Genomic DNA, 25,519 nt, shown 5'->3' with positions numbered 1-25,519 from the left:
CCCTTCCGGTGAGACCTGAAGGTAAAAACAACGTTGCCGAGACTATGCCTTCAAGTTTCGAAGTCAATAGGTCGAGTCATGTGAGCTTCGAGATACGGGAAGGTTGGTTGTGTTCATTTCTTGAAGGTCGCGTGAGGTCGTGGTGACCGGGGCGACCGCGACGACCGGGGTGCCCGCTACCGAAGGCGCTGCGAGATGACCTTGGACACGCCGTCGCCCTGCATGGAGACGCCGTACAGCGCGTCGGCGACCTCCATCGTGCGCTTCTGGTGCGTGATCACGATCAGCTGCGAGGCCTCCTGCAGCTCCTGCATGATCCGGATCAGCCGCTGCAGGTTGGTGTCGTCGAGGGCCGCCTCGACCTCGTCCATGACGTAGAACGGGCTGGGCCGCGCCTTGAAGATCGACACGAGGAGCGCGACGGCGGTCAGCGAGCGTTCGCCACCGGACAGCAGCGACAGCCGCTTGACCTTCTTGCCCGGCGGACGCGCCTCGACGTCCACGCCCGTGGTGAGCATGTTGTCGGGGTCGGTCAGCACCAGGCGTCCCTCACCGCCCGGGAACAGCCGGCCGAAGACGCCCTCGAACTCGCGGGCCGTGTCCCGGTAGGCCTCCGTGAAGACCTGCTCGACCCGCTCGTCGACCTCCTTGACCACCTGCAGCAGGTCGGCGCGGGTCTTCTTCAGGTCCTCGAGCTGCTCGCTGAGGAACTTGTGCCGTTCCTCCAGCGCCGCGAACTCCTCCAGGGCCAGCGGGTTGACCTTGCCGAGCTGCTGGTAGGCCCGCTCGGCGGACTTGAGCCGCTTCTCCTGCTCGGCGCGTACATACGGCCTCGGCTGGTTGCGCGGATGCTCCGGGTCCTCCGGCAGCTGCTCGCCCTCGGCGGGGGGCGAGGGCGGCACCGGCTGCTGCGGGCCGTACTCGGCCACGAGCCCCGCCGGTTCCACACCGAGTTCCTCCAGAGCCTTGGTCTCCAGCTGCTCGATCCGCAGCCGCTTCTCTGCTCCTAGTACCTCGCCTCGGTGAACTGAATCCGTCAACTTGTCAAGCTCTGCCTTGAGGTCCCGTCCCGCGCTGCGCGCGGCCGCCAGTTCCTGCTCGCGGCGGGCCTTGGCGGCCTCGGCGGCGGCGCGCTCGCGCTCCGCGCGGCCCACCGACACCTCGACGTGGGCGAGCAGCTGGCGGGCGCCGGAGGCGACGGCCTCCGCCACAGCGGCCTCGTGCCGCAGCCGGGCCCGTCGCTGCTCGGCACGCGCGCGTGCCTCGCGTTCCGCGCGGGCGGCCCGGTCCAGCGAGTCGGCGCGTCCGGCGAGGCCCTTCACCCGCTCCTCGTGCGTACGGGCCTGGAGCCGGGCCTCCATCTCGGTCTGGCGGGCGTTGGCGCCGTCGGCGGCGAGGCGGTCCCGTACGGAGGTGTCCGGTTCCTCCTCGACCGGCATCTCCTCGGCGACGGCGAGCCGCTCGGCGAGTTCCTCGGCCTCCTGGACGGCCTTGTCCAGCGCCTCCTGCGCGCGTGCCGCCGCCGCGGTGGACCGCTCGGCCTCCCCGGCGGCGCCGCGGGCCTGGCCGGCGAGGCGCCCGAGCTGCTGGGCGACGGCGGACTTCTCCCGGTCGCCCGCCCGGCGCCGCTCGCCCAGTTCCTCCACGAGTGCGGCGCACTCGCCCCGCCGCCCGGCCGCCGCCCGCTGCGCCTCGGCCAGCTCCTCGCAGCGCACCGCCAGCTCCTCCAGCTCGGCGGTGGCCTCGTCGACGGAGGCCTGTACCTCCAGGAGGCTCGGCGCACCGGCGGACCCGCCCTGCGCGAAGTGCGCACCCAGGAGATCGCCTTCGGCGGTCACGGCGGTCAGGTCGGGGCGGGCGTGGACCAGGTCCTCGGCGTCCTCGAGACTGTCCACGACGACGATCCCGCGCAGCAGCCGGCGCACGGCGGGCATGAGCTCGCCGGGCCCCCGGACCAGATCTGCGGCGGAGGGCGGCCCGCCGGGGCGGCCGCCTGCCTTCGGGGCGCCGGCCCCGGCGCCAGGGCCGTCACCGTGTGTGCCGTCCGGACCGCTTCCCGGGCCGGCGGACACCGCGCGCCCTTCCAGCCGTGACACGGCACCCGCCGCATGGGCGGCCGGCTCACCGGTGGCCCCGTCGGCCTCGGCCGCTCCGGCCACCCGGCCCGTGACGTCAGGACGCTCGCCCGGTGACGGGGTGCCGGCGGTGCGGTCGTCGGCGGGCTCCGGGGCCCCCGCCAGGAGCAGGGTCGCGCGTCCCGCGTCCTGTTTGCGCAGGAGGCGGATGGCGTCGGCGGCGGCGGTCGGGGTGGTCACGGCGAGGGCGTCGGCGGCGGCGCCGAAGGCCGCGGCGAGCGGGACCTCGTATCCCGGTGTCACCGTCAGCAGTTCCGCCGCCGGGCCGAGCAGACCCGTGAGCCGGTCCTTCGCGCCCAGCAGCGCCCCGGTGCCGTCCTTGCGGCGCAGGCCGAGCGCCAGTGCGTCCCGGCGGGCCTGCGTCGCGGCGCGGCTGCGCTCCGCCGCGGTGGCCGCCTCCCGGGCGGCGGACAGGGCGGCCTCCGCCTCCGCCAGCTGCCGCTTGGCCGTCTCGTGCTGCTCGGCCAGTTCCGCGTCCCCGGCGTCGAGGCCGTCGACCTCGGCCTTGAGGGCCTCGTACTCCTCCTGCGCACGCACCGCCCGCTCCTGGGCCTCGTCGCGGGCGGCGGCCAGGCGGTCGATCTCGGCCTGCGCGGAGGCGGCGCGCGAACGGGCCGCGTTGACCTGCCCGCTGAGCCGGGCCAGGCCTTCGCGGCGGTCGGCGATGGCGCGGGCTACGTCCTTGAGGCGGCGTTCCTCGACGGCGAGTTCGCGCTCCAGCTCTGCCCGGTGGGCGACGGTGTCGTCCAGGGCGCGCTGGGCGGCCTCCAGGGCCGCCTCCAGCTCGGCCTCCTGCTCACGGATCCGGGCGGCCTCGCGCTCCATGTCCTCGGGGTCCCGGCCGCGCCGTTCCTCGGGCGGGGCCGAGGTGGCGCTCTTGACCCGGGCGTCGGCCAGCGAGATCGTGCCGCGCACCCGCTCGGCGAGCTGGGACAGCTCGTACCAGGTCTGCTGGGCGCGCTGGAGACGCGGTGTGAGCCGGCGCACCTCATCCTCGAGCAGGGCCTCGCGCTGGAGGGCCTTCCTCAGTTCCTGCTCGGCGGACTCCTTGCGTTCCTTCAGCGCCGCCTCGTCGGCGATCTCGGCCCGCAGGGCCTCCCGCAGCCGTACGAGGTCGTCGGCGAGCAGACGCAGGCGGGCGTCACGCAGGTCCGCCTGGATCACCGCGGCCCTGCGTGCCACCGCCGCCTGGCGGCCCAGCGGCTTGAGCTGGCGGCGCAGCTCGTCGGTAAGATCCTGCACGCGCGCGAGGTTGGCCTGCATCGCGTCGAGCTTCCGCAGCGCCTTCTCCTTGCGCTTGCGGTGCTTGAGGACTCCGGCGGCCTCCTCGATGAAGGCGCGGCGGCCCATGGGGTCGGCGTGCAGGACGGAGTCGAGCTGGCCCTGGCCGACGATGACGTGCATCTCGCGGCCGATGCCGGAGTCGGACAGCAGTTCCTGGATGTCGAGGAGGCGGCAGGTGTCGCCATTGATCTGGTACTCGCTGCCGCCGTTGCGGAACATGATCCGCGTGATGGTGACCTCGGCGTACTCGATGGGCAGCGCGCCGTCGGAGTTGTCGATGGTCAGGGACACCTCGGCGCGGCCGAGCGGCGGACGGCCGGTGGTGCCGGCGAAGATGACGTCCTCCATCTTGCCGCCGCGCAGCGACTTGGCGCCCTGCTCCCCCATGACCCAGCTGAGGGCGTCCACCACGTTGGACTTGCCCGAGCCGTTCGGACCGACGACACACGTGATGCCCGGTTCGAACCGGAGTGTGGTCGCCGAGGCGAACGACTTGAACCCGCGGAGGGTCAGGGCCTTGAGGTGCACGCCGCCGGACTTTACCCTTCCGTCCCTATCTCACTCTACGAACATCGGCAACCGCACGGTTTCGCGCATGAACATGCAGGGCACATCAGACGTTGAAGAGGGTGAAAGGATGCGCGGGGGAAAGAAAGAAGGGACGCCGAAGCGTCCCTTGCAAATCTGACGACTTGCCTTCAGTCGTCTGACAACTGAGCGGTTGATACGGGCAGCCCAACCGCTGCGTGTGCTGTCGTGGAGCGATGCAGCGATCAGGTGAGCGCAGGCTCCGCCTGGTGTGCGTCGATGCTCTCCATGATCCTGTCGTGAGAAGCGGCAGCCGTCAGCGCGTCGTTCTCCGCCTGGATCCGTACGAGCTCGGATTCCAGGTCCTGTACGCGCTGCTGGAGCCGTCGCATCTCGGCGAGGAGTCGAGGGTCGGAGCCGCCGACGTAACCGAGAAGCGCCTTTGCCATGATGGATGGTCCTCCACACTGAGTGACCGACCGAAGCGGTGGTGGGTCGTGAGGGATTCGCACCCGGGGTGCTTGGCACACTCGAGTGTTGCTCTGCTATTGCCACATGCCAAACAGCTAAGGTGCGCGGGGCTTTCAGCGTCTCACCAAAAAGTTTGACGGTCAACACGATCACGCCCCGGATTGGCGGGCAACCCTGCGCTGCGCGGCCGGAAAGCGGCGGCGCTGCGGCTGATACGGGGCCCTCGGGGCGTGGCGATCATCCTTACGTGCGGAGCCTGCCACTGCAAGCGGTTCTTGGCAACAACCAGGCTATTTCTGCTTCTGGCAGTTGCCGGTGGCATGCTCCTCCGCTTCCACCCGGGGGACCTGCCGGAACGGGCTCAGCGGATGGCGAAGCCGTCGTAGCCGCCCCGGGTTGTGTCCCAGATCTCGGTGACACCGTTGACGAGCCCGGGCGTGTCGCCGCCCTGGAGCCACTTCAGCAGTTCTTCGCACGCCTCGCGCGGGCCCTCGGCGACCACCTGGACCCGGCCGTCCGCCAAATTGAGAGCAAAACCACTCAGTCCACCGATCTCGAGCGCCTTGGCCCGTGTGAACCAGCGGAATCCCACGCCCTGCACGCGTCCACGCACCCAGGCGACCAGCCGTACATCCTCGCTCATGGGTGCAACCTAACCGGCCAATGTCTCTTGGGACACTTCGCCCTCACGCGGCATGCGGTACCGTCCCCACCCAATGAATCTCATATGAAACTCACTCGATCGAGTGAGTCGGGTTGACCCGCAAGATCGTATGAGAGGGGTTGACCGCGAGGGACGAGGAAGGCCAGGACATGGGACGCCACCGACGCTCCGCCGCCGGCACGGGCGGCCACGACCCGCAGGACTCGTACGCCGGTGACCGCGAAACCATGGGCATCGCGCCCTATCTGAACCCGGAGGCGTACGCCGGCGCCCACGAGAAGTCCGAGGCGTACCTGTACGCCACGGACGACGACTACGCCCGGGACACCGGTACGGCCGCCTTCCCCGAGGCCGGCTTCTCCCGCTCCGGCGAGGCACCTCGCGGCCGTCGCCGGAAGAAGAAGTCGGCGGCGGTGCGCACGGGTCTGCTCGGGGTGTCCGCCGCGGTCGCGCTCGGCACGGTGGCGGTGGCCACCGGCGCGGTGCCCGGCCTCGACCACTACCGGCTCGGCGGGACCACCAGCAGCGGCGGTGACGACGTGCAGGCCGCGGGCACGCCCAGCAACACGGCGAGCGAGCAGGGCGGCACCTCCGGCAGCGCCACCGCGAACCGCGCCGGCGGTCCCTCGACCAGCCGTGACACCGACCGGCCGGCCTCTCCGGCGAGCCCGTCCGCCTCCGACTCCGCCTCCCCCTCCGCACCGGCGTCGCAGTCCCCCACGCCGACCAGGGCACCCTCGAAGCGCCCGACGGCGCAGGTCCCCGCCCAGCCGAGGACCACGCCGAGCCGTACGGCCGGCAAGGCTCCGGTCAGGACGTCGGCCCCGGCGCCGGTGACGGTGTCGGCGGAGGCCGCGGCCGAGGCGGAGGTGCTGAAGCTGGTGAACGAGGAGCGGGCCAAGGTCGGCTGCAGCGCCCTGTCGGCGAACAGTTCGCTGACCAAGCTCGCCGAGGGCTTCAGCGCGGACATGGCCGCGCGCGGCTTCTTCGACCACACCGACCCCGACGGCGCCACCCCGTGGGACCGCGCCGCCAAGGCGGGCATAAGCGGTCTAGGCGGCGAGAACATAGCCCGGGGCCAGGCGGACGCCGCCGCCGTGATGGAGGCGTGGATGAACAGCCCGGGCCACCGGGCCAACATCCTGAACTGCGACTTCAAGACCCTGGGAGTCGGTGTGCACTACGGCTCCGGCGGTCCGTGGTGGACGCAGGACTTCGGCTACTGAGGTAACCGCAGGTCAGAAACGTAGGGGGCGGAGTCCGGCGGCTTCGTGGCCGGACCGGTCCAGCCGGCCCCGCACGAGGGGACGGGCGGCGCTTACTCCCGGTTAGCGCAACCTGATGCTCAGCGCTTCCATCGAGTACGCTTGAGGGATGACCGTCATGCACGAGAGTCAGCCGAGCGCGGAGGAGCGGGACCTCCCCTACAACGTGTTCGCGAGGGCCTGCCCGTCGCGGGGCACCCTGGAGCATGTCACGGGCCGCTGGGGCTCGCTCACCCTCGGCGCGCTGCACGAGAGCTCGCTGCGGTTCAACGAACTGCGCCGCCGCGTCGACGGCGTGAGCGAGAAGATGCTCTCCCAGACCCTGCAGGCGCTGGAGCGCGACGGCCTGGTGCACCGCGAGGCGCAGCCGACGAATCCGCCGCGGGTGGACTACGAACTGACCGCGCTGGGCCGCGAGGTGGCGACCCGCCTGCTGGACCTCATCCACTGTGTGGAGGGCCGGATGGACGAGGTGCTGGCCGCCCGCGAGCGTTACGACGCCGGCCGCGGCGCCCGCTGACACTTCGGGCAGAAGTAGCTGGAACGGTTCATCCAGGGCCGACGGCGCATGGGCGTCGCGCAGCGCCGGCAGGGCAGACCCTCCCGGCCGTACGCGTCCAGGGAGCGGTCGAAGTAGCCGGACTCTCCGTTGACGTTGACGTAGAGGCTGTCGAAGCTGGTGCCGCCCACGGCGAGGGCCTCGTTCATCACATCCCGGATGTGGCCCAGGAGTTCGGTGGTGCGGGGGCGGGTGAAGGTGCCGGTGGGACGCTCGTAGTGCAGACGCGAGCGCCACAGGGCCTCGTCCGCGTAGATGTTGCCGACGCCGCTGATCAGCGACTGGTCCAGCAGGGCCCGCTTGATGGTGGTCCGCTTGCGGCGCAGCGCCAGGTGGAAGGCCTCGTCGTCGAACAGCGGGTCGAGGGGGTCGCGGGCGATGTGCGCGATGACGTCCGGCAGACCGTCCGGGGTGGTGTCGTGCAGCGACAGACCGCCGAAGGTGCGCTGGTCGACGAAGCGCAGTTCGGTGTGCAGGCCGTCGGCGAAGCGGACCCGGATCCTGAGGTGCTTCTCGTCCGGCGCGCTGTCCGGCTGCACCAGCAGCTGGCCGCTCATCCCGAGGTGAGCGAGCACCGCCTGCCGGGTGTCCTCCAGTGGCAGCCACAGGTACTTCCCCCGGCGGCTGGGCGTGCCCACGCGATGCCCCTTGAGACGGTGCGCGAAGTCGTCCGCACCGGCCGGGTGACGGCGTACGGCACGGGGGTGCAGCACTTCGGCGTCGGCGACGGCCCGGTGGGCGACCCACCGTTCCAGGCCGCGTCGTACGACCTCGACCTCGGGCAACTCGGGCATCGGGACCCCTGGGACGATCGGGTGGACGATCCGAGCGCCCGCCCCTGAGCTGGGGCGGGCGCTCGGCTCTTGCTGCCTGTCAGGCGGAAGCGGAGGCTTCGTCGTCGGCGCCCGCGGCGATGTCACCCGCGTCGATGTCACCCGCGTCGATGTCGACCGCGTCGGCCGTCGCCTTGGCGCGCTCGTCCGCCGCGGCCCGGATGGACCGCCACGCGGACTCGGCGGCCTGCTGCTCCGCCTCCTTCTTGCTGCGGCCGGTGCCGGTGCCGTACGAGACGCCTCCGACGCGGGCGGCAGCAGTGAAGGTCTTCTCGTGGTCGGGGCCGGTCTCCGTGACCAGGTACTCGGGCACGCCGAGCCCCTCCGTCGCGGTGAGCTCCTGGAGACTGGTCTTCCAGTCCAGGCCGGCTCCGAGGTTTGAGGACTTCTCGATCAGCGGGTCGAAGAGCCGGTGCACCAGCTCGGACGCCGAGTCGAGGCCCTGGTCGAGATAGACCGCGCCGATCACCGCTTCCAGGGTGTCGGCAAGGATGGACGCCTTGTCCCGTCCGCCCGTTCCCTCTTCACCGCGGCCCAGCCGGATGAAGGAGCCCAGTTCGAGACCACGGCCCACCTCCGCGAGCGCACGAGAGTTCACCACGGCGGCCCGGAGCTTGGCCAGCTGGCCCTCCGGCAGATCCGGGTGGGTGCGGTACAGCGTGTCCGTGACGACGAGACCGAGCACGGAGTCCCCGAGGAACTCCAGCCGCTCGTTCGTCGGCAGACCGCCGTTCTCGTACGCGTAGGACCGGTGGGTCAGCGCTCGCACCAGAAGGGCGGACTCGACCTGGTAGCCGAGCCGCCCTTCCAGAAGCGTGTGGGACGAGGCCGTGTTGTCCGCTGAGTTCTTCTTCGGCGTGGACACAGTGCCTCTCACCAGCCGCTCAGACCTCGAGGACCTGGCGCTTGTTGTAGGTGCCGCAAGACGGGCACGCGATGTGCTGCTGCTTGGGCTCGTGGCAGCGCTCGCACGCAACCAGGGTGGGGACCGCAGCCTTCCACTGCGACCGGCGGTGGCGCGTGTTGCTGCGCGACATCTTCCGCTTCGGAACAGCCACGGCTACTTCTCCTGCTTCTCGTCGACGCCCGCTTCCGCGTCAGCGCCGCTCATCTCGTCCTTCTCGCCGTCCTTCATGGTGCCGGCGAGTCCCTGCAAAGCCGCCCAACGGATGTCGACGGCGTCGTGGTGGTGGTCCGGGTCGTCCGCGAGCCGCGCTCCGCACTCGGAGCACAGGCCCGGGCAGTCTTCCCGGCACACCGGCTGCATCGGCAGTGCGAGCACCACCGCATCCCGCAGCAGAGGTTCGAGGTCGAAGAGTCCGTCCTCGAGGAAGAACCTGTCCTCGTCGTCCTCGGCGTCGTCGCCCGGTTCCGCGGTCACGCGGCCCCGGTCGTCGGCGTCAGGGTACGAGAACAGTTCCTGGAAGTCCGCTTCGAGCTCCAGCTCGACCGGCTCCAGACACCTTACGCACTCCCCCTCGGCCGCTGCACGGGCGGTGCCTGTGACGAGCACCCCTTCCATGACCGACTCGAGCCGGAGTTCGAGCTCCACCGGGGCGCCTTCCGGCACTCCGATGACTCCCTGGATACCGAGGTCCTTGGGGGCGTCGATCGTGCGGGTCAGGCGCTGCAGCGCACCGGGACGCCGCCCCAGCTCGTGTGTGTCGAACACGAGAGGGTTGCGGTGGTCGAGGCGCGCGTTGGAAGCCATTCCTGCTTTCGATCTTCGAGCTCGGAGGGACACCACCCCTTGCGTACCGGGGCAGCGCTGATCGCGGACGTGCACGCGACCGAAGAGCCAGGATACTGGACCTTTCGCTCACGGCCCAATCGGGGCCGTCGCTACAGGCCGCGCTCCTGTTCGTAAGCCCGCAGCTGCTCCGCGCTGATCATGCTGGTGTCGAAGAGGCTGGTCTCGTCGAGGGCGTAGTCCTGCTGGTGCTGCTGGGGCTGCTGGGGCTGGTTCGGGTCGTAGGCCTGCTGCTGGTCGTAGCCGCCTTGGAAGGGGGCACCTCCCGCCGGAGCGTAGCCGGAGGTGGGGGAGTAGGGGTCGGCCTGCTGATAGCCGTACGGGTCCTGGTGGCCGTAGCCGTGCTGCTGCGGGAAGCCACCGTAGGGGTCGGGCTGCTGCTCGTAGCCGTAGGCCGGCTGCTGGTCGTACCGCGGCTGCTGCTCGGGCTGGGCGGGCTGTTCGGGCCGGGCGTCCTGCTGGGCGAGAGCCGCGAGGTCGGCGAGGTAGTCGGCGTCGCTGGAGTGCTGCAGGGTGGTGGAGTCGTCGGCGAGGGCGCCGAGGTCGTCGGTGGCGATACGGCCGTGCAGCTTCTGACGGCCACGGCCGACGGCCTCCAGGGTCTTGGCGAGGACCGCCTCGAAGGCACCTAGCTTGACGTCCACGTAGGCGTCCGCGTCGCGGCGCAGCGTCTCCGGGTCATGGCTGCGCTCGGGGGCGTCCTCGTCCTCGTAGCCGTGCTCGTCGACACCGGGGCCGGTGCCCAGCAGCTTCTCGCGGCCGCGGCCGACCGAGCCGAGGGTCTTGGTGAGCACGACCTCGAAGTTGGCGAGCTTGGAGTCGACGTACTCGTCGGCCTCGGCCCGGATCTCCTCGGCCTCCTTGCGGGCCTCGGCCAGGATCCGGTCGGCCTCGGCCTGGGAGCGGCGGGCCACCTCGGTGTCGGAGATCAGCGAGCCGCGCTCGGCGTGCGCGCTCTCGATGATCCGCTCGGCCTCCAGACGGGCCTGCTCGACCATCTGCTCGCGGTCGCCGATCAGTTCCTGGGCCTGCGCGAGGGAGCCGGGCAGCGCCTGGCGCACCTCTTCGAGCATCGCGAGCAGCTCGGCGCGGTTGACCACGCACGAGGCCGACATCGGCATGGACCGGGCGCTGGAGACCGCGGTGACGATCTCGTCGAGCTTCTTCTGGACGTCCACCTGTGCTCGCCACTCTCTACAGCTGTGTTGGAGACGGACGGGACGACTGTACGGCCCCGGGACGCGGGTCCGACACCGGGTGACGGACTGTCAGCCCGTCAGTCCTTCCTGAGGCGCTTGCCGAGGGCGTCGAGGACCTGCGGCGGCACCAGGTGGGAGACGTCGCCGCCCCAGGTGGCGACTTCCTTGACCAGGGAGGAGGAGAGGAAGCTGTACGTGGGGTTGGTCGGCACGAAGAGCGTCTCGACGCCCGACAGCCCGTTGTTCATCTGGGCCATCTGCAGCTCGTAGTCGAAGTCGCTGACGGCGCGCAGGCCCTTGACGATGGCGGGGATGTCCCGCTGCTTGCAGTAGTCGACGAGGAGACCGTGGAAGGCCTCGACGCGGACGTTCGCGTACTCGGCGGTGACCTGGCGGATCAGGTCGATCCGCTCGTCGATCTCGAACAGGCCCTTCTTGGACTTGTTGATCATCACCGCGACGTAGACCTCGTCGTAGAGACGGGAGGCGCGGGAGATGATGTCGATGTGTCCGTTGGTGATCGGGTCGAACGACCCGGGACAGACGGCGCGGCGCACTGGTGGTCCCTCGCTCTCCGGTCCGGTCATCGTGCGTCTTCGCACGTAGAGGCGGCGCGACCGTACCAAAACGTTCCCTCGCCGTAGCGACGGGCCCGGATCGCCTCGAAGCCGTCCGGCCAGTGGAATTCGCCGCCTCTGGTGCTGCGCTCCACGGTGACGAGGGCTTCGGCCGCGAGCCACCCCTGCGTGCGGAGTGTGAGCAGTATCTCCCGAAGATCGTCGTCGGAGACGGCGTACGGCGGGTCGAGGAAGACGAGGTCGTACGGCTCCGCCGGCGCCGGTGACTGGATGATCTGCTCGGCCCTGCCCGCCCGGACCTCGGCGCCGGGGAGGCCGAGGTTCTTCACGTTCTCCCGGACGGTCTTCGCCGCGCGGGCGTCTGCCTCCACCAGGAGGGTGTGGCCGGCGCCACGGGAGAGCGCCTCCAGGCCGACGGCGCCCGAACCCGCGTACAGGTCGAGGACCCGCTCACCGTCCAGCGGGCCGCCGAGGAGCGACTGCCAGGTGGAGAAGAGGCCCTCCCGTGCCCGGTCGGAGGTCGGGCGGGTGCCGTTCCCTGGCGGGACGGCCAGACGGCGCCCGCCGGCTTCGCCGGCGATCACGCGGGTCATCTCAGGTCCTTGTCGGTGCGCGCGGATGGTGGCCGTTCCCAGTCTGTCAGCCCTTCTCCAAGTACTGCTCCCTCTCCTCGTCCAGCAGCGCGTCCAGGGCCGTCCTCAGGGCGGGGAGGTTGGTCAGTTCCGGGTCGGCCGCCACGACCGCCGCCGCCTCCGCTCTCGCCTCCGCGATGATCTCCTCGTCGTCGATGACGGCCAGCACGCGCAGGGAGGTGCGGGCGCCCGACTGGGCCTGGCCCAGGACGTCGCCCTCGCGGCGCTGTTCCAGGTCGAGACGGGAGAGTTCGAAGCCGTCCAGCGTCGAGGCCACCGCGCCCAGCCGCCGGCGGGCGTCGCTCGCCTCCGGCATCTCGGTGACCAGCAGGCACAGACCGGGCGCGGAGCCACGGCCGACGCGGCCGCGGAGCTGGTGGAGCTGGGACACGCCGAACCGGTCCGCGTCCATGATCACCATGGCGGTGGCGTTCGGGACGTTGACGCCGACCTCGATGACGGTGGTGGCGACCAGGACGTCGGTCTCCCCGGCGGCGAACCGGCGCATCACCGCGTCCTTGTCATCGGGGTGCATACGGCCGTGCAGGACCTCGACCCCGAGGCCCTGCAGGGGACCCTTCGCCAGTTGCTCGGCCACGTCGAGGACGGCCAGCGGGGGCCGCTTCTCGGCTTCGTCCTCCGGGGACTTCTTCTTGCCGCCCTTCCTGGGATCGTCCTCCTCGTCACCGATGCGCGGGCAGACGACGTACGCCTGGTGGCCGGCCGCCACCTCCTCGCGCACCCGCTCCCACGCCCGGGCCAGGAAATGCGGCTTGTCGGCGACCGGGACGACATGGCTGGCGATCGGCGAACGGCCGGCCGGGAGCTGGTCGAGGACGGAGGTCTCCAGGTCGCCGAAGACGGTCATGGCGACCGTCCGCGGGATCGGCGTGGCGGTCATGACCAGCAGGTGCGGGGGCTGTTTGCCCTTGCCGCGCAGAGCGTCGCGCTGTTCGACGCCGAAGCGGTGCTGTTCGTCGACCACGACCAGCCCGAGGTCGTGGAACTGCACCTTGTCCTCGATCAGCGCGTGCGTGCCGATCACGATCCCGGCCTCGCCGGTGGCGAGGTCGAGCAGCGCCTGACGGCGGGCGGCGGCGCCCATCGAGCCGGTGAGCAGGACCACCTTGGTGGCGTGCTCGGCGCCGCCCAGCATGCCTCCTTCGGCGAGCTCGCCCATCATCTCGGTGACCGAACGGTGGTGCTGCTGGGCGAGCACCTCGGTGGGCGCGAGCATGGCGGCCTGACCGCCGGCGTCGACGACGGCGAGCATGGCGCGCAGCGCGACAAGGGTCTTGCCGGAGCCGACCTCGCCCTGGAGCAGCCGGTGCATCGGGTGCTCGGTGGCGAGGTCGCCGAAGATGTCCCTGGAGACCTTCTGCTGGCCCTCGGTCAGGGTGAAGGGCAGCCGCTCGTCGAAGGCCGCGAGGAGGCCGTCGGGGAGCGGCTTGCGGGCGACCGCCGGGAGCTGGGCGTCGGCGTGCCGGCGGCGGGCCAGGGCGACCTGGAGGACGAAGGCCTCGTCCCACTTCAGGCGGGCCCGGGCGTCGGCGATGTCGGCCTTGGTGTGCGGGCGGTGGATCTTGAGGAGGGCCTCGGGAAGGGACACCAGGCCGCGGCCCTCGCGCAGGGAGACGGGGAGCGGGTCGATGGCGTCCTGCGCGGCGGGGAGCACGGTCTGGATCGCCTTGCCGATCTTCCAGGACTCCAGCTTGGCGGTGGCCGGGTAGAGGGGGATGAGGGCCCCGGCCCATGTCTCGACGGTCTCCTCGCTGTCGCCGCCCTTGAGCAACTCGTACGCCGGGTGGGCGAGTTGCAGCCGCCGGTTGAACAGGGACACCTTGCCCGCGAAGAGCGCGCGCGTGCCCGGGAGCAGCTCCTTGTGGGGCTTGTGAACACCGTTGCCGAAGAACACCAGTTGGAGTCGGCCGCTGCCGTCGGTGATCGTCACCTCCAGGCGCTGTCCCTTGCCGCGCGGGGCCTTGGCCGAGGCGAAGCTGTGCAGGCGGGCGTCGGCGACCTGGGCGACCACCGTGACGTGCTCGTCCATGGGGAGGTCGGCGAGGTGGGTGAGCTGGCCGCGCTCCTCGTACCTGCGCGGATAGTGGTGCAGCAGGTCGCCGACGGTGTGCAGGCCGAGGTGCTCGGCCATCACCTTGGCGGTGGCGGGGCCGAGCACTGACTTCAGCGGCTGTTTCAGTGGTTCTTCCAGTGCGGGCACGACACCCATTGCACAACACGACACTGACAATGCCGTATACGTGTCGGGAAAGTCCTGGTCAGACGGGCTGTTCGCGCTCTAGGATGGCGCGCTCCGGCCATCCCCCGCGGTCACCTCCCCAACAAGGGGCCGCCCGACCCCGCGCTGTCGCGAAGTCCCCCCACCGGCGGCGCTGCGACGATGGACTCCCAGACCTCACAGTCATCCCAGGCATCACAGTCACCTCATACGTTCCAGGTCGACCTGCGTGGTCTGGTGGACCTGCTCTCCCATCACCTCTACTCCAGTCCCAAGGTCTACCTGCGCGAGCTGCTGCAGAACGCGGTGGACGCGATCACCGCCCGGCGCGCCGAGCAGCCGGGCGCCCCGGCGCGGGTGCGGCTGTACGCGGACGCAGCGGACTCCGCGGGGCCTGCCACCCTGCGGGTGGAGGACACCGGCGTCGGGCTCACCGAGTCGGACGTGCACAGCCTGCTGGCGACCATCGGCCGCAGCTCCAAGCGTGCCGAGGGGCTGCAGGAGGCCCGCTCCGACTTCCTGGGCCAGTTCGGCATCGGCCTGCTGGCCTGCTTCGTGGTCGCCGAACGCATCCGGGTGGTCAGCCGCAGCGCCCGTGAGCCCGCGGCTCCGCCGGTGGAGTGGACGGCGAGCGACGACGGCTCGTACACCGTGCGGACGCTGCCCGACGAGGCCCGGCCGGAACCGGGCACCACCGTGCACCTGGTGGCGCGGGCGGGCGCCGGGGAGTGGCTGACCGGACAGCGGGTGCTCGCGCTGGCCCGGGACTTCGGCTCGCTCCTGCCCTACGACGTGCGGGTGGGCGACGAGACGGTCACCGATCTGCCCGCGCCGTGGGACCGCCCCTATCCCTCCCCCACGACCCGCCGCGTGGCCCTGGCCCGGCACTGCCACGACACCTTCGGCTTCACCCCGCTGGACTCGATCGAACTGAACGTGCCGCTGGCCGGAGTCCGCGGGGTGGCGTACGTTCTGCCCGCCGCGGTCAGCCCGGCCCAGCGCGCCACGCACCGCGTGCACCTGAAGGGCATGCTGCTGACCGAGCGGGCCGAACAGCTGCTGCCGGACTGGGCGTTCTTCGTGCGCTGCGTCCTGGACACCGACAGCCTGAGGCCCACGGCCTCGCGCGAGTCGCTGTACGAGGACGAGACGCTGGCCGCCGTACGGGAAGCGCTCGGCGAACGGATCCGGTCCTGGCTGACCGGGTTGGCGGCGGGCGATCCCGAGCGGCTGGCGGCCTTCCTGTCGGTGCACCACCTCGGGGTGAAGTCCCTCGCACGGCACGACAAGGACATGCTGCGCACGATGCTGCCGTGGCTGCCGTTCGAGACGACCGACGGGCAGCTCTCCCTGGAGGAGTTCGCGCTGCGCCACCCGGTGGTGCACTTCACCCGGACGGTGGAGGAGTACCGGCAGGTCGCCCCGATCGCCTCCGCACAGGGTGTCGGGGTGGTCAACGGCGGCTACACCTACGACAGCGAGCTGGTCGAGGCCCTGCCGTCGGTGCGCCCGGGGACGGTCGTCGCCGAACTGGACGCGGACACCGTGACCGCCCATCTGGACGCGGTCGACCCGGCGGAGGAGCTGGCCCTGTCCGGCTTCCTGGCGGCGGCGCGGGCGAAGCTCGACCCGCTGGGCTGTGACGTCGTCCTGCGCGCCTTCCACCCCCTCTCGGTGCCCGCGCTGCACCTGGACGACCGGGCGGCCCGGCACGAGCAGGCCCGCGCGGAGGCCGAGGCGCAGGCGGACGACCTGTGGGCGGGCATTCTCGGTTCGCTGCGCGGCAGCGCGCCACGCGCGCGTCTGGTGCTCAACCACCTCAATCCGCTGATCCGGCGGATCGCCTCCCTGCGGGATCCCGAGCTGATCGGCACCGCGACCGAGTCGCTGTACGGGCAGGCGCTGCTGATGGCGCAGCGCCCGCTCAGGCCCGCGGACTCGGCGCTGCTCAACCGCGCGTTCATCGGCCTCCTGGAATGGGCCACACACGGGGAATCCGCAGACGGGGAGGACGGTCACCGATGAGCGGGATCACGGACTTCGACGCGCTGCGCCGGGCGATGGCGGAGAACTCCGAGCAGCCGGAGGGCCCGGCCCGCAACGCGCGCGCGGAGCAGTTGCTCGCCGAGGCGGAGAAGCTGGACATCCCGCTCGCGGTGATCGAGGCGCTCGGACACCAGCTGAAGGTCTACAACTACAGCTCCGAGAAGGACAAGATGTTCGTCCCGTTCGCGCGGCTGCTGCGCATGTGGGACGAACGGCCCGGGGACTTCGACGAGTACGAGACGCACTCCCTGCACTGGGTCTTCAAGTGGGTGTCGGCCGGCATGCTGGACCAGCCGCACGTGCCGCTGGCCTCCATCGAGAAGTGGCTCGGTGAGATGGAGCACCGCTACCGGCTGGCCGGGCACTCCGAACGGGCCGTCCGCAGCGCCGAGTTCAGCGTGGCCGCGCACACCGGCGACCTGGACCGTGCCGAGCGGGCCTACACGGCCTGGCTGGCCGCCGACCGGGACCGGATGGCGGACTGCCACGCGTGCGAGCTGCACGGCCAGGGCACGTGGCACGTCAAGCGCGGCCGGGACGCGGAGGCCCTCGACCTGTGGCGGCCGGTCCTGGAGGGCGAGTACAGCTGCGCCCACGAGCCGCACAGTGTCCTCGCCTCCTCCCTGGTGCCGCTGCTGAGGCTGGGCCGCGTGGACGAGGCCCGCGCCCACCATCTGCGTGGTTTCCGGCTGGTGCGGCCGATGGAGAGCATGCGCGGCGCGTACGCGGACCATGTGGAGTTCTGCGCGCTCACCGGTAACGAGGCGCGCGGCCTGGAGCTGCTCGCCGAGCGGCCGATCTACTTCACGGACACCGGGCATCCGCGCAGCCGCCTGGAGTTCATGGCCGTGGTGGCGCTGCTCATGGACCGTCTGACCGAACTCGGGCTGGGCGGGCAGCGGGTACCGGGGCCGGCCGGGCAGGTGTGGACGGCGCGGGAACTCGCGGCCCACGCGCGCGCCGAGGCCCTCGAACTGGCCGGGCGGTTCGACGTGCGCAACGGCACCTCGTACGTAGGCGACGAGGCACGCGCGCGTATGGCGCAGCGCCCGCTGGTGGAGCGGCTGCCGCTCGGGGTGCGCACGGTGGCCGGGCCGGCCGTCACGGCCCGGCCGGAGGCTGCGGTTCTGCCCGCGGCCGCGGGCCCGGACACGGGCACGGGCACGGGCACGGACACGGACACGGTCTCGGGCGAGCCGGATCTGCCGGCGCTGCTGGCCGAGGCCCGGCGCCTGTCGGACGGCCTCCGGCCGCACGCCCTGGAGGCGTGGGCGGCGGCCGCCCGGGCCGCGGACGGGGTCGAGCTGGACGCGCGGGACCGCGCGGAGATCGTCGAGCACCAGGCGATGGGCCGCGGCCCGGAGGGGGCCGAACTGTTCGAGCGGGCCGCCGAACTGTACGCGGAAGCGGGCGATGCCGGGGAGTCGCTGGCGGCACGCGCGCGTGCGGCGTACGTACGGGCCCTGGCGGGCCGGGTCGACGAGGCGCTCGCGGCGGTCGCCGAGCCCTACGACGGGATCCTCGCCCTCTACGCCGAGGAGGCCACCGGCGTACGGCAGGCGGCCTCCGTGCTGATGAGCCGGGCGCGGATCCTGATGCGCCGGGTGCACGAGGGGGCTCCGGGCGCCCTGCCCGACGCCGAGCAGGCGATCCGGGAGCTGCTGGCGCTCGTCGACGGGCACGTCGGGGACGACGTGCGGCTGGTGTCCCGGACCGCCGAGGCGCGGGCGATGTCGGCAGAGGCCGCGGAGCACTCCGGGGACGCCGGGAGGGCGGCGGAGCTGTTCCGGCGGGCCGCGGCGGAGTTCGTCGCGGCGGGGCTGCCGTGGTTCGCGGTGGAGTACGAGGTGCGGGTGGCCGGCCTCGCCCACGAGCGGGGCGACATGGCCGAGGCCGAACGGGCACTGCGGGCGGCCCTGGAACACGGCGGGCCCTACGTGGAGGCGGTCGGACGGGCCCAGCTGCACCTTCAGCTCGCGGAGGTGGTCGGCGGCCGGGGTGACGCGCGGGAGGCGGCGGAACACGCCCTGCAGGCCGCGCACTGGGCCGACGAGGCGGGCGAGGCCGCCGGCCTCGGCGCCTGGGCACGCCACCAGCTGGGCGGCTTCCTGCTGCGGCAGGGCCGGTACGCGGAGGCCGCCGAGGTGCTGGAGTCGGCGCTGCCCGACCTGACCGCCGACACGCACGGCGACGGCGCGATCGTGCAGACGCGGTGGTGGCTCGGGGACTGCCTGGGCGAGCTCGGCGAGCACCGGGCGGCGGCCGAGCACCGGCTGCAGGCCGCCGAGATCGCCCGGCACTGGCCCGAGCAGCAGGACCACGCCACGCTGGCCCACCTGGCCGGCGAGTCCCTCGGGCAGGCCGGACTGCCCGCCGACGCGGACCGGGCCTACGCGCGCGCGGGCGATCTGTGGCGCTCCCTGGGCAACGTCCACGGCCTGGTGCGCAGTCTGCGTGCCCGCGCCTGGCTGGCGCTGCGCACCGAGGCCGGACTGGAAGCCGCGCGGGAGCTGATGGCGGAGGCGGTCCGGGAGTGCGCGGCGGCACGGGAGGACACGGACGGCCCGGAGGACCGGGAGCGGCTCGCCGCAGAGCTCGGTCACACCCACCGGCAGTACGGCGACCTGCTGGCCCGCTCGGTGTCCGAGGACGCCGAGGACACCACGATCCGGGCCGCGTTCGAGGACGCGCTGACCCAGATGACACGGGCCGTCGCGGCGTTCGCCTCGATCGGCGCGGGCGCCCTGCACAGCCGTACCGCCGCCGAGCTGGCCGCGGGCTGGCTGGAGGCCGACCTGAGCCGCCCCACCGAGGCGGCCGCACGCGCGCGTGGCGTACTCGTGGCCTACGCCGGGGCGGACGACGCGGACGACACCGTGCAGGCCCGACGAGCCGAGGCGGAGCAGCTGCTGGACGTGCTCCCGGCGGATACCCGGCCACGGGACGAAGGACCGCTCACCTCGTCCCCGTGAGCAACAGCGCCTCTGCCGCCCGCTCCACCGCGCACATGGCCGCCCGGCGTGGCGCCACCGTGCCGGGCGGCGAGCCGGTCACTCCACCCCGATGAGCAGCAGCGCTCCCTGGCGCCCGCCCCGGTACACCACCGTGTCGACGGCGAGGTAGGACTCGCGTACGCGCGCCTCCAAGTGCTCGGCGACGGCCGCGGGTGCCTCGTCGCCGAGCACGATGGTGACCAGTTCGCCGCCGGCCTGGAGCATGCGGTCCAGGACGGTCGCGGCGGTGGCGGTGACGTCCGAGCCGATCACCGCCACGTCGCCGTCGACGAGTCCCAGCACGTCGCCGGCCTGGCAGATGCCGGCCATCGTCCAGGACTCGTGCTCGGCGACGACGACCTCGGCGTACCGGGTGGCGCCCGCCGCCGAGGTCATCTGGACCACGTCCTCGTCGAAACGGCGGTCCGGCGCGTGCACGGCGAGCGCGGCGATCCCCTGGACCGCCGAGCGGGTCGGGATGAGGGCGACGCGGACCCCCTCCGTGCGCACCTGCTCGGCCGCCGCGGCCGCCGTGTCGCGCAGCTCCGCGTCGTTGGGCAGCAGCACGACCTCGCGCGCGTGGGCGCGCCGCACCGCCTGGACGATCTCCCCGCTGGCGGGCGGCTCCCCGGGGCGGGCGAGCACGGTGGTCGCGCCGGCCTCGGCGTACAGCCCGGCCAGGCCCTCGCCGGGCACGACGGCCACCACCGCACGCTGGGCCCGTTCCCTGGGCGGCCGCTCGGCCCCGGTGTGCACGTCCCCGAGCCCGAAGTGGGTGATCCGGATCCGGTACGGTCTCCCGGCCTCGACACCGGCCTCCACGGCGGCGCCCGCGTCGTCGACGTGCACGTGCACGTTCCACAGCCCGTCGCCGCCGACGACGACCAGGGAGTCCCCGAGCCGGTCGAGCCGCTCGCGCAGCCGGGCCACGGCGGCGTCCTCGGCCTCCAGCAGGTAGATCACCTCGAAGGCGGGCCCGCCCGCCGCGGCGCACTCCTCGGTCCCGGCGGGCTTCTCCGTGTCGGCGGGTTCCCCTGTCCCGGCGGATTCCGCGCGCGCGTGGGGCTCGTACGCCGCCACGGCCGCCGGCGCCTCCCCCGTGAACGTCTCCACCAGCGTCCCCAGCACCGCCACCAGCCCCCGCCCGCCGGCGTCGACCACTCCGGCCCGCCGCAGCACCCCGAGCTGTCCCCGCGTCGCCGCCAGGGCCGCACAGGCCCCCTTGTAGGCCGCCTGTGCCACGCTCGCGCAGTCGCCGCCGGCCCCGTCCGCCGCGTCGGCGGCGGCCGTGGCGACCGTGAGGACGGTGCCCTCCACGGGGTGGGCCACGGCCTGGCGGGCGGAGTCGGCCGCGCGCCGCAGGGCCAACCGCAGCGCACGTCCGTCGGCGTGAGGCTCCTCACCTTCGGCGGCGAGCACCTGGGCCATACCCCGCAGCAGCTGCGCGAGGATCGTCCCGGAGTTGCCCCGCGCCCCGATCAGCGCCCCGTGCGCCATGGCGTGCATGGCATCGGCCGTGGACGGCCCGGAGCCGTCCACGGCGCCCCACGGCCGGTTCCCCGGCCCCGCCGCGTGCCCGGTGAACACGGCCTCCACCGCCGCCGCCGCGGACTCCAGGGTCAGGTAAAGGTTCGTACCGGTGTCGCCGTCGGCCACCGGGTACACGTTGATCGCGTCGATCTCCTCACGCGAGCGCCCCAGCGCCCGGAGCGCCAGGGAGCACCAGGTGCGCACCGCGAGAGCATCGAAGAATGTCTGCGGCACCTGCGCCACCTGCGCCTCCCTGGGCTCGACCTGGGACGCAGCGTAGACCCCGGACCGGTGTCCACCGGAAGAGACCGGTGAGCAGAGGCGGGGAGGGCCGCCGAGCCGCCATGGTAGTTTCGTTCTACGGGCGCAGCCGTTGTATGCTGCTCCGGTTGCCCGATCCTGGTCGGGCCATTCCCCTGGCAGCGCCACTCAAGATCTCAGGTCCTAGGATCTCGATCCCGGCATGCCGGGACTCAACCGTAAGTGCATCTGAAGTCTTTGGAGTGACCCGTGGCTGCCAACTGCGACGTCTGCGGCAAGGGGCCGGGCTTCGGCAACAACATCTCGCACTCGCACCGCCGTACGCCCCGTCGCTGGAACCCGAACATCCAGCGTGTGCGTACTGTGGTCGGCGGGACGCCGAAGCGCGTGAACGCTTGCACCTCGTGCATCAAGGCCGGCAAGGTCTCGCGCTGACGCTACAGCTGAGCGCGCGGCCACTGCCTGGTTCGCTGCACGGAGCCGGTCCACCGGAAGGTGGGCCGGCTTTTTGCCGTACCCGCCGTGCCCTCCGTACCTGCCGCGTCCTCCGTGCCCGGGTCAGCCCCTGAACCTCCACCCGTGATCCACCGGCCCGATCCCCGCCCCCAGCGCGAACCCGGCGGCGATCGCCCCGGTCACGTAGCTCTTCGCCTCCGCGACCGCCTCCGGCACGGCCAGCCCCTTCGCCAGCCCCGCCGCGACCGCCGAGGCCAGCGTGCAGCCCGTACCGTGCGTGTGCCGGTTGTCGTGCCGGGGCGCCCGCAGCCAGTGCTCCTCGGAACCGTCCGTCAGCAGATCGACGGCGGCTCCGGACAAATGCCCGCCTTTGATCAGCGCCCAGCGCGGCCCGTATGCCAGCACGGCGGCCGCGGCCCGTCGCAGGTCGCCCTCCGACTCGACCCGTACTCCGGTGAGTTGCGCCACCTCGTCCAGGTTCGGAGTCGCCACCGTCGCCACCGGCAGCAGCCGGGTGCGTACGGAGTCCAGCGCGGAGGCCGCCAGCAGCGGGTCCCCGTGCTTGGAGACGCCCACCGGGTCCACCACCGCGGGCGCGTCCGTCCCGCCGATCAACTCGGCGACCGCCTCGACCAGTTCGGCCGAGGCGAGCATCCCGGTCTTCACGGCCTGTACGCCGATGTCGTCGACGACGCTGCGGTACTGGGCCCGCACGGCCGCCACCGGCAGCTCCCAGGCGCCCTGCACGCCGAGCGAGTTCTGCGCGGTGACCGCGGTGATCACGCTCATGCCGTGCACACCCAGCGCCAGCATCGTCTTCAGGTCCGCCTGGACGCCCGCGCCCCCGCCGGAGTCGGAGCCCGCCACCGTCAGGACCCTGGGGATCACGACTCGATGTCCCCGAAGTGGTCCCAGCCGCCCTTCCTGGTCCACGGCGCCCCGTCGACCGTGACCTGGGGCAACGCCGAGGGGTTCAGCACCTCGCCGATCACCTTCCAGCGGGCCGGCAGCTTCACGTCCGGCGGGAACGTGGCCACGATCGCGTGGTCCTCTCCCCCGCTCAGCACCCACTGCAGCGGGTCGACGCCGACGGCCTGCCCGATGTCGTTCATCTGGGTGGGGATGTCGATGGCGCCGGAGCGGATGTCGATACGAACCTTGCTGGCCTCCGCGATGTGCCCGAGGTCGGCGATCAGACCGTCGCTGACGTCGCACATGGCGGTGGCGCCCAGCGCGGCGGCGGCCGGACCGGCGTGGTACGGCGGTTCCGGGCGCCGGTGCGCCTCCACGAAGGCCCGCGGCGAGCGGAAGCCGCGGGACAGCACCGCGTACCCGGCCGCGGACCAGCCCAGCCAGCCGGTCACCGCGACGAGGTCGCCGGGCTGGGCGCCGGCCCGGGTCACCGGCTCCTGGTTGCGCATGTCGCCGAGCGCCGTGATCGACACCATGATCGTGTCGCCGCGCACCACGTCACCGCCGACCACACAGGCGCCCGCGACCTGGCACTCGTCGCGCAGCCCGTCCATCAGCTCGCTCGGCCAGGTGACCGGGAGTTCGGCGGGGACGACCAGGCCGAGCAGCAGCGCGGTCGGGACGGCGCCCATGGCGGCGATGTCCGCGAGGTTCTGCGCGGCCGCCTTGCGCCCTACGTCGTACGCCGTGGACCAGTCGCGGCGGAAGTGCCGCCCCTCCAGCAGGATGTCGGTGCTCGCCACCACCCTGCGGTCGGGAGCGGCGACCACCGCGGCGTCGTCACCGGGGCCGACCCGGACCGCCGGGGTCGTGGTGAGACGGGAGGTGAGCTCCCGGATGAGCCCGAACTCACCCAGCTCACCCACAGTGCCCTTCATTGCCCTTCAGCCCCTTCTGTGCCTGTGCCTCTGCCTACCCGCTCACACTTCATCCTGGCCCCCGTCACGGCCGAGGCGCCCCCCGGCTCCCGGCGTGCCCCTGCCCCGGCGCGCGCGAGGCACGGCTGCGCAGGTCTCCCCGCGACGACCGACTACGCGATACCGTGGCGTTCCTTTTCCCCACATGATCCTCGTGGCCGCCCTGGAGGTTCCGTGGTACAGGCGTACATCCTGATCCAGACGGAGGTCGGCAAGGCGTCGACCGTCGCCGAGACGATCAGCAAGATCCCCGGAGTCATCCAGGCCGAGGACGTGACGGGACCGTACGACGTCATCGTGCGCGCCCAGGCCGACACCGTGGACGACCTCGGCCGCATGGTGGTGGCGAAGGTCCAGCAAGTGGACGGCATCACCCGCACCCTGACCTGCCCGGTCGTGCATCTCTAGCCCCCGTCTACCCTTGGCCGGTGAACTTCTTCCGTCACCGGCCCGCCGGTCTTCCCGCGCTCGCCCTGCTGATCGCCGTCGCGGGCTGCTCCTCAAGCGACGACGGCGCCACGATGGCGGTTCCCACCCCGGACACGAAGACGGCCGGGCTGTGCCGGAGCCTGCACCGGGTACTGCCGAAGAAGCTGGACGGACGGAGCCGCAACGACCCCGAGCCCCGGTCCGCCTACACGGCGGGCTGGGGAAGCCCGGCGATCATACTGCGCTGCGGTGTCAACCGGCCGCCCAAGATGGTCGACCCCAAGGTGGCCGAGGGCGACGACCCGAAGGCGATGACCGGCGGGGTGAACGGGGTCGAATGGCTCATGGAGATCGAGGGCGACGGGACCTACCGGCTCACCACGGCCAACCGCGAGGCGTACGTGCAGTTGGTCCTGCCGAAGAAACTGGCGGGCCAGGACCACAGCGCCGCCGTCCTCACCGGCATCGCGGCGGCCGTGAAGAAGGCGATCCCCGAGGGGATCGCCTCCATGACCTGACACCCGCGCCCGGGACGTCTACCGCAGGCCGGTCGGCCTGCGCAGCGCCGCCTGGAGCAGCCGGTCCACCAGCTCGGGGTAGCCGATGCCGGTCGCCTGCCACATCTGCGGGTACATGGAGATGGGTGTGAAGCCGGGCATCGTGTTGATCTCGTTGATCACGAACTCGCCGTCCTCGGTGAGGAAGAAGTCCGCGCGGACCAGGCCCTCGCAGGAGGCCGCCTCGAAGGCCGCCACCGCGAGGCGGCGCACCTCGGCGGTCTCCTCCTCGGTGAGCGGGGCGGGCACGAGGCCGGGGGTGGAGTCGATGTACTTGGCCTCGAAGTCGTAGTACGCGTGCGCGTCCGGCGGCGGGATCTCCGCGGGCACAGAGGCACGCGGCCCGTCCTCGAACTCCAGGACGCCGCACTCGATCTCGCGGCCCCGCAGCGCCGCCTCCACCAGGATCTTCGGGTCGTGCCGCTGGGCCTCGGCGATGGCCTCGTCCAGCCCGGAGAGGTCGTCGACCTTGGTGATGCCGATCGACGAACCCGCGCGCGCGGGCTTCACGAACAGCGGCCAGCCGTGCTCGCCGGCGAAGTCGACGATCCTCTTGCGGGCGGCGGGCTCGTCCTGCTGCCACTCGCGCGGCCGGATCACCACGTACGGGCCCACCTTGAGGCCGAAGGAGGTGAACACCCGCTTCATGTACTCCTTGTCCTGGCCGACCGCCGAGGCGAGCACGCCCGAACCCACGTACGGGACGCCGGAGAGCTCCAGGAGGCCCTGGAGGGTGCCGTCCTCGCCGTACGGGCCGTGCAGCACCGGGAAGACCACGTCGACCTCGCCGAGCGCCTTGGGCACCGAGCCGGGCTCGCTGTACACGACTTCCCGGCTGGCGGGGTCGACGGGGAGCACGACGCCGCCCTCACCGGACTCCGCGAGCTCCTCGACGCTGGGCGTGCGCCGGTCGGTGATGGCCATCCGTTCGGGTTCGTCGGCGGTGAGCGCCCAACGGCCGTCCCTGGTGATGCCGATCGGCAGGACGTCGTACTTCGTCCGGTCGATGGCCTTGAGGACGGCGCCGGCGGTGACCACGGAGATCCCGTGTTCGGAGCTGCGGCCGCCGAACACGACGGCCACGCGCGGCTTGCGGGACGGCTGCTGCTCAGGGCTCTGGGGGAGGTTCTCGGTGCTCATATCGCGTTGAGAGTACCCGGTGGTAGGGCCCGGAGACAGCGTCGGCGGGCCGCGGGAACGCGGGTGGCCCAACGGCGCGGC

At 72.2% G+C, this 25,519-nt stretch carries 22 protein-coding genes; 7 read left to right on the top strand and 15 right to left on the bottom strand.

The features are described from left to right. Nucleotides 1–176: 176 nt before the first annotated feature. The 3 genes from ACFYZQ_RS32940 to ACFYZQ_RS32930 form a co-directional block, all read right to left on the bottom strand. A complete protein-coding gene (locus ACFYZQ_RS32940; protein WP_389155774.1) occupies nt 177–3,947 on the bottom strand; it encodes an AAA family ATPase in 3,771 nt (1,256 codons plus the stop codon). 245 nt (nt 3,948–4,192) lie between these two features. Next, entirely contained in the window at nt 4,193–4,396 is a 204-nt protein-coding gene (locus ACFYZQ_RS32935) for a hypothetical protein (RefSeq protein ID WP_058922942.1), read from the bottom strand. A gap of 383 nt (nt 4,397–4,779) precedes the next feature. After that, the gene (locus ACFYZQ_RS32930) at nt 4,780–5,061 is read right to left on the bottom strand and encodes an acylphosphatase (protein WP_389155770.1); all 282 of its coding nucleotides are present in this window, start codon (nt 5,059–5,061) and stop codon (nt 4,780–4,782) included. Between the two features lie 170 nt (nt 5,062–5,231). Between ACFYZQ_RS32930 and ACFYZQ_RS32925 the strand changes: the two genes are divergently transcribed. Together ACFYZQ_RS32925 and ACFYZQ_RS32920 are read left to right on the top strand one after the other, a co-directional pair. Next, entirely contained in the window at nt 5,232–6,308 is a 1,077-nt protein-coding gene (locus ACFYZQ_RS32925; RefSeq protein WP_389155767.1) for a CAP domain-containing protein, read from the top strand. A gap of 157 nt (nt 6,309–6,465) precedes the next feature. Continuing rightward, entirely contained in the window at nt 6,466–6,867 is a 402-nt protein-coding gene (locus ACFYZQ_RS32920) for a winged helix-turn-helix transcriptional regulator (protein ID WP_389156039.1), read from the top strand. Here the strand turns inward: ACFYZQ_RS32920 and mutM are convergent. From mutM to recG, 8 genes are all read right to left on the bottom strand, one after another. After that, on the bottom strand, nt 6,840–7,700 hold the full coding sequence (gene mutM, locus ACFYZQ_RS32915; RefSeq protein ID WP_389155764.1) for a bifunctional DNA-formamidopyrimidine glycosylase/DNA-(apurinic or apyrimidinic site) lyase: 861 nt from the start codon (nt 7,698–7,700) through the stop codon (nt 6,840–6,842). The genes ACFYZQ_RS32920 and mutM overlap by 28 nt on opposite strands. Before the next feature lie 79 nt (nt 7,701–7,779). Next, nucleotides 7,780–8,616, bottom strand: a complete 837-nt coding sequence (gene rnc, locus ACFYZQ_RS32910) for a ribonuclease III (protein WP_389155761.1) — start codon at nt 8,614–8,616, stop codon at nt 7,780–7,782. A gap of 7 nt (nt 8,617–8,623) precedes the next feature. After that, on the bottom strand, nt 8,624–8,797 hold the full coding sequence (rpmF, locus tag ACFYZQ_RS32905; protein ID WP_003951102.1) for a 50S ribosomal protein L32: 174 nt from the start codon (nt 8,795–8,797) through the stop codon (nt 8,624–8,626). Between the two features lie 2 nt (nt 8,798–8,799). Then, the gene (locus tag ACFYZQ_RS32900) at nt 8,800–9,450 is read right to left on the bottom strand and encodes a YceD family protein (RefSeq protein WP_389155758.1); all 651 of its coding nucleotides are present in this window, start codon (nt 9,448–9,450) and stop codon (nt 8,800–8,802) included. Between the two features lie 131 nt (nt 9,451–9,581). Then, the gene (locus ACFYZQ_RS32895) at nt 9,582–10,667 is read right to left on the bottom strand and encodes a cell division initiation protein (protein ID WP_389155756.1); all 1,086 of its coding nucleotides are present in this window, start codon (nt 10,665–10,667) and stop codon (nt 9,582–9,584) included. A 98-nt stretch (nt 10,668–10,765) separates the two neighbouring features. After that, nucleotides 10,766–11,245 (bottom strand): pantetheine-phosphate adenylyltransferase, encoded by a 480-nt coding sequence (gene coaD, locus ACFYZQ_RS32890; RefSeq protein ID WP_389156036.1) that lies wholly within the window; start codon nt 11,243–11,245, stop codon nt 10,766–10,768. A 26-nt stretch (nt 11,246–11,271) separates the two neighbouring features. Beyond that, the gene (gene rsmD, locus ACFYZQ_RS32885; RefSeq protein ID WP_389155753.1) at nt 11,272–11,859 is read right to left on the bottom strand and encodes a 16S rRNA (guanine(966)-N(2))-methyltransferase RsmD; all 588 of its coding nucleotides are present in this window, start codon (nt 11,857–11,859) and stop codon (nt 11,272–11,274) included. Between the two features lie 46 nt (nt 11,860–11,905). After that, on the bottom strand, nt 11,906–14,128 hold the full coding sequence (gene recG, locus ACFYZQ_RS32880; protein ID WP_389155750.1) for an ATP-dependent DNA helicase RecG: 2,223 nt from the start codon (nt 14,126–14,128) through the stop codon (nt 11,906–11,908). A 171-nt stretch (nt 14,129–14,299) separates the two neighbouring features. Here recG and ACFYZQ_RS32875 point away from each other — a divergent pair, with 171 nt between their 5' ends. After that, nucleotides 14,300–16,162 (top strand): HSP90 family protein, encoded by a 1,863-nt coding sequence (locus tag ACFYZQ_RS32875; protein ID WP_389155747.1) that lies wholly within the window; start codon nt 14,300–14,302, stop codon nt 16,160–16,162. Continuing rightward, nucleotides 16,159–19,155: a tetratricopeptide repeat protein gene (locus ACFYZQ_RS32870; RefSeq protein WP_389155745.1), complete on the top strand. Its 2,997-nt coding sequence runs from the start codon at nt 16,159–16,161 to the stop codon at nt 19,153–19,155. The genes ACFYZQ_RS32875 and ACFYZQ_RS32870 overlap by 4 nt, the downstream gene beginning before the upstream one ends. A 78-nt stretch (nt 19,156–19,233) precedes the next feature. Here ACFYZQ_RS32870 and ACFYZQ_RS32865 read toward each other — a convergent pair whose 3' ends face one another. Next, nucleotides 19,234–20,949 (bottom strand): DAK2 domain-containing protein, encoded by a 1,716-nt coding sequence (locus ACFYZQ_RS32865; protein WP_389155743.1) that lies wholly within the window; start codon nt 20,947–20,949, stop codon nt 19,234–19,236. 267 nt (nt 20,950–21,216) lie between these two features. On the opposite strand from ACFYZQ_RS32865, the gene rpmB reads away from it, so the two are divergent. Then, nucleotides 21,217–21,402: a 50S ribosomal protein L28 gene (gene rpmB, locus ACFYZQ_RS32860; RefSeq protein ID WP_004924906.1), complete on the top strand. Its 186-nt coding sequence runs from the start codon at nt 21,217–21,219 to the stop codon at nt 21,400–21,402. Nucleotides 21,403–21,525: 123 nt separating this feature from the next. Here the strand turns inward: rpmB and thiD are convergent, their stop codons facing one another. Together thiD and ACFYZQ_RS32850 are read right to left on the bottom strand one after the other, a co-directional pair. Continuing rightward, on the bottom strand, nt 21,526–22,311 hold the full coding sequence (gene thiD, locus ACFYZQ_RS32855) for a bifunctional hydroxymethylpyrimidine kinase/phosphomethylpyrimidine kinase (RefSeq protein ID WP_389155740.1): 786 nt from the start codon (nt 22,309–22,311) through the stop codon (nt 21,526–21,528). Continuing rightward, a complete protein-coding gene (locus ACFYZQ_RS32850; protein ID WP_389155737.1) occupies nt 22,308–23,273 on the bottom strand; it encodes a thiamine-phosphate kinase in 966 nt (321 codons plus the stop codon). The genes thiD and ACFYZQ_RS32850 overlap by 4 nt, the downstream gene beginning before the upstream one ends. A gap of 213 nt (nt 23,274–23,486) precedes the next feature. Between ACFYZQ_RS32850 and ACFYZQ_RS32845 the strand changes: the two genes are divergently transcribed. Together ACFYZQ_RS32845 and ACFYZQ_RS32840 are read left to right on the top strand one after the other, a co-directional pair. Beyond that, complete coding sequence (locus tag ACFYZQ_RS32845; protein ID WP_003997603.1) at nt 23,487–23,720, top strand: Lrp/AsnC family transcriptional regulator; 234 nt, start codon at nt 23,487–23,489, stop codon at nt 23,718–23,720. A 20-nt stretch (nt 23,721–23,740) separates the two neighbouring features. Continuing rightward, entirely contained in the window at nt 23,741–24,259 is a 519-nt protein-coding gene (locus ACFYZQ_RS32840; RefSeq protein ID WP_389155734.1) for a DUF3515 domain-containing protein, read from the top strand. A gap of 18 nt (nt 24,260–24,277) precedes the next feature. On the opposite strand, the gene ACFYZQ_RS32835 is transcribed toward ACFYZQ_RS32840, so the two are convergent. Continuing rightward, the gene (locus ACFYZQ_RS32835) at nt 24,278–25,438 is read right to left on the bottom strand and encodes a D-alanine--D-alanine ligase family protein (protein ID WP_389155731.1); all 1,161 of its coding nucleotides are present in this window, start codon (nt 25,436–25,438) and stop codon (nt 24,278–24,280) included. Between the last annotated feature and the right edge of the window lie 81 nt (nt 25,439–25,519).

It is taken from the genome of Streptomyces sp. NPDC001843 (assembly GCF_042891955.1).
GTDB lineage: Bacteria > Actinomycetota > Actinomycetes > Streptomycetales > Streptomycetaceae > Streptomyces.
Note: the sequence above shows the minus strand (reverse complement) of the source record. Positions and strands in the feature narration are given on the sequence as shown.

What these genes read in the sequence shown, in the direction of transcription:
- ACFYZQ_RS32935 (WP_058922942.1), bottom strand. Translation starts at nt 4,396, where the DNA reads ATGGCAAAGGCGCTTCTCGGTTACGTCGGCGGCTCCGACCCTCGACTC.
- rsmD (WP_389155753.1), bottom strand. Translation starts at nt 11,859, where the DNA reads ATGACCCGCGTGATCGCCGGCGAAGCCGGCGGGCGCCGTCTGGCCGTC.
- ACFYZQ_RS32930 (WP_389155770.1), bottom strand. Translation starts at nt 5,061, where the DNA reads ATGAGCGAGGATGTACGGCTGGTCGCCTGGGTGCGTGGACGCGTGCAG.
- ACFYZQ_RS32835 (WP_389155731.1), bottom strand. Translation starts at nt 25,438, where the DNA reads ATGAGCACCGAGAACCTCCCCCAGAGCCCTGAGCAGCAGCCGTCCCGC.
- ACFYZQ_RS32900 (WP_389155758.1), bottom strand. Translation starts at nt 9,450, where the DNA reads ATGGCTTCCAACGCGCGCCTCGACCACCGCAACCCTCTCGTGTTCGAC.
- ACFYZQ_RS32920 (WP_389156039.1), top strand. Translation starts at nt 6,466, where the DNA reads ATGCACGAGAGTCAGCCGAGCGCGGAGGAGCGGGACCTCCCCTACAAC.
- mutM (WP_389155764.1), bottom strand. Translation starts at nt 7,700, where the DNA reads ATGCCCGAGTTGCCCGAGGTCGAGGTCGTACGACGCGGCCTGGAACGG.
- ACFYZQ_RS32925 (WP_389155767.1), top strand. Translation starts at nt 5,232, where the DNA reads ATGGGACGCCACCGACGCTCCGCCGCCGGCACGGGCGGCCACGACCCG.
- recG (WP_389155750.1), bottom strand. Translation starts at nt 14,128, where the DNA reads ATGGGTGTCGTGCCCGCACTGGAAGAACCACTGAAACAGCCGCTGAAG.
- ACFYZQ_RS32850 (WP_389155737.1), bottom strand. Translation starts at nt 23,273, where the DNA reads ATGAAGGGCACTGTGGGTGAGCTGGGTGAGTTCGGGCTCATCCGGGAG.
- ACFYZQ_RS32875 (WP_389155747.1), top strand. Translation starts at nt 14,300, where the DNA reads ATGGACTCCCAGACCTCACAGTCATCCCAGGCATCACAGTCACCTCAT.
- ACFYZQ_RS32870 (WP_389155745.1), top strand. Translation starts at nt 16,159, where the DNA reads ATGAGCGGGATCACGGACTTCGACGCGCTGCGCCGGGCGATGGCGGAG.